2 protein-coding genes are annotated in these 2,661 nt (G+C 74.7%); both read left to right on the top strand.

All coding sequences use genetic code 11. The features are described from left to right. Positions 1-316 precede the first annotated feature (316 nt). Positions 317-1,543, top strand: a complete 1,227-nt coding sequence (locus ACIQOV_RS36405; RefSeq protein WP_401055086.1) for a Rieske 2Fe-2S domain-containing protein — start codon at positions 317-319, stop codon at positions 1,541-1,543. Positions 1,544-1,666: 123 nt separating this feature from the next. After that, positions 1,667-2,661, top strand: a 995-nt coding sequence (locus ACIQOV_RS36400; protein WP_401055085.1) for a serine/threonine-protein kinase, incomplete at its 3' end; no start/stop codon positions are given.

Genomic DNA, 2,661 nt, shown 5'->3' with positions numbered 1-2,661 from the left:
GTGCCGTCCGCCTCCCCGTTCGACCCGCTCGGCCGCTGCTCGGCCCCCGTTCGGCCCCCGTTCGGCCCCCGTTCGGCCGCCGCTCGCCGGCGGAGCCCCGCCGAGGTGCTCGGACACGCCCGCCCAGGAGCCGGGCGGGTGCCCGGGATCTGTCGAATCCTTGAAAACTCATACCTGGCGGATCATCAGACTTGTTGCTGCTTAGGGGGATTGTCCGTGCACGGGCTCCCGTTCCGTGGATAGCATCTGAATTCCATTCTGTTCGAGCGCTAATCGCCTGGGAGGGGCGGCGCCGGACAGACCGACAGGAGACTTCATGCGCGTGTCCAAGCACGTCCACCCCGTCAGCAACCGCCCGACCGCGGCCGACGTCGCCCTGCCACCGGCGCTGCCCTATCCCGACGGCTGGTCCGCACTCGCCTTCTCCGCCGAGCTCAAGCCCGGCACCGTGCTCACCCGCCAGCTCGCGGGCGAGGACGTCGTGCTGTACCGGTTGCGCAACGGCCGCCTCCGCGCGATCCGCCCGTACTGCCCGCACCTGGGCGCCCACCTCGGCCTGGCCTCGGTCGAGGGCAACGACCTGGTCTGCCCGTTCCACCGCTTCGCCTTCGACGCCGACGGCCACTGCGTACGCACCGGGTACGGCACCCAGACACCCAAGGCGGCGCTGACGCAGCTGCCGGTGCACGAGGTGAACGAGGCGGTCTTCGTCTGGCGCCACCACGACGGCCGGGAGCCGGACTGGGAGATCCCCGCCTGGCACCGGCTCGACGACGGACGGCAGCCGCTGCGGTACGCCTCCTTCGAGATGCCCGGCTACGCCCAGGACGTCATGGAGAACTCCTTCGACCTGGGCCACTTCGTCACCCTGCACGGCTGGCCCGAGGGCGAGCTGGCGGCACCGGTGGAGTTCGACGGCACCGGCTTCCACATCTCGATGCTGGTCCGGGAGACCTTCCCGCTGCTCGGAATGCGCGAGGTCCACGTCGAGGTGGACGGGTACGGCCTCACCGCCCTGCACACCGACGTCCACACCCCGTCGCTCGGCCTGAAGATCTGCTCGCTGGTCATGGCCACCCAGGTCGCCCCCGGCCGGATGCAGCTGCGGCAGGCGAGCCGCTTCGTGATGGCGGAGCCGTCCGGGCTGCCACCGGCCGTCGCCCGGACCGTCAGCCGGGTGGTGACCAGGCTGCTGGCGGGCCCGATGTTCCGGCGCAACCTGGAGTTCACCTCGGCGGACTTCCCGATCTGGTCCACCAAGCGGTACGTCTCCCCGCCCCGGCTCGCCCAGGGCGACGGGCCGATCGGCGCGATGCGGCACTGGGCCCGGCAGTTCTACCCGCCGGACCACCAGGCGCACCTGCCGGAGCCGGCCTCGCTCGCCTCCCGGAACGGGCACGGCGCCCACGAGGCGAACGGGCACAGCGCGAACGGACACCGCGCGAGCGCGGACGGACAGGGCACGCCCGACGGCGAGGCCGCCGCGAGCCGCACCCAGGCCGATGCCTCCGGCAAGGCGCCCAGTGGAGCCGCCCGGAGCTGAATCGGCCCCGGCCACCCGCAGACCCGCACTCGTTCCGCGGCCGTCGGCCCGAACCGGAACCGCCCGTCCCGGCGGTACCGTCTGGCGTGGAGTACGGACGGGCGCGGCGAGGGGAGAGTCGGCGTGGAGGCACTGGGGGACGGGGATCCCCGGCAGGTGGGCGAGTACCGCCTGCTGCGGAGACTCGGTGCGGGCGGCATGGGCCGGGTCTACCTGGGCCGGACGGCGGGCGGCCGCACGGTGGCGGTCAAGCTGGTGCACGAGCAGTTCGCGGCGGACCGGGAGTTCCGGGTGCGGTTCCGCAACGAGGTGGCCGCCGCCCGGCGGGTCGGCGGCCGCTGGACGGCCCCGGTGCTGGACGCGGACACCGAGGGCGCCCAGCCCTGGGTGGCCACCGGGTACGTCGCCGGGCCCTCGCTGGCCGCCGCCGTGCGGGAGTTCGGCCCGCTGCCCGTCGCCGCCGTCCGCTCCCTCGGGGTGGGGCTCGCCGAGGCGCTGCAGGCCGTGCACGCCCAGGGGCTGGTGCACCGGGACGTCAAGCCGTCGAACGTGCTGCTGGCGCTGGACGGCCCGCGCCTGATCGACTTCGGGATCACCCGGGCACTGGACGCGGCGACCGCGCTCACCCGGTCGGGCTTCGTGGTCGGCTCCCCGGGCTACCTCTCCCCCGAGCAGGCCGAGGGGCGCCGCGCCGGGCCCGCCTCGGACGTCTTCTCGCTCGGCGCCGTACTCGCCCACGCCGCTACCGGCACCGCGCCGTTCGGCTCGGGGGTGAGCGCGCCCGTCCTGCTCTACCGGGTCCTTCACGAGGAGCCGGAACTCGACGTGGCCGACCGGGAGTTGCGCGCCCTGCTGACGGCGTGCCTGGCCAAGGACCCGGCCCGCCGGCCCACTCCCGCCCAGCTGCGCGAGCGGCTGACGGCGGCCGACCCGACGGCGGGCGAGCGGCTGGAGCGACGGGAGTGGCTGCCGCCCGCGATCGCCGCCGCGCTGGCCGCGCTCGCGGTCGAACTGCTGGACCTGGACAGTGACTCTCCGGCCCGACCCGGCGCTCCCACCGGGCAGTTCGGCCCGGCGGAGCCGTGGCACGCCGCACCGCCGACCCCGGGGGCGCCGGC

Source organism: Kitasatospora sp. NPDC091257 (assembly GCF_044757675.1).
Lineage (GTDB): Bacteria > Actinomycetota > Actinomycetes > Streptomycetales > Streptomycetaceae > Kitasatospora > Kitasatospora lactacystinica.
Note: the sequence above shows the minus strand (reverse complement) of the source record. Positions and strands in the feature narration are given on the sequence as shown.

Excerpts from the sequence above, each read along its gene's own strand:
- ACIQOV_RS36405 (WP_401055086.1), top strand. The coding sequence starts at position 317 with ATGCGCGTGTCCAAGCACGTCCACCCCGTCAGCAACCGCCCGACCGCG.